This window comes from Leucobacter sp. gxy201, assembly GCF_051043335.1.
Taxonomy (GTDB): domain Bacteria; phylum Actinomycetota; class Actinomycetes; order Actinomycetales; family Microbacteriaceae; genus Leucobacter.
On the sequence record NZ_JAMXWS010000026.1, the window covers coordinates 1 to 275 of the forward strand.

At 60.7% G+C, this 275-nt stretch carries 1 protein-coding gene; it reads right to left on the reverse strand.

The window, feature by feature from the left end:
* A partial coding sequence (locus NHL51_RS13840; RefSeq protein ID WP_434144659.1) for a transposase occupies positions 1-275 on the reverse strand: 275 nt, incomplete at both ends.

The window sequence follows — 275 nt, forward strand, 5'->3', positions numbered from 1 at the left end:
CACGAACTTTCATCGTGAGTGCGTCGCACGCGACGAACGTGAACGGGCCGGCTTCACCTAACGGCCTCGTGCGAAACTCACGCACATGCTCGTCCATATCTGCGGCCATTCGGGAGACCTGCGACTTCGACAGGGAATGGATGCGAAGGGTCTTCACGAGCTTGTCCATCCGCCTCGTTGAGACGCCAGCGAGGTAGGCGTCAGCGACGACGGTGATCATCGCCGCTTCTGAGCGTTTGCGTCGTTCGAGGAGCCACTCGGGGAAATACGTGCCG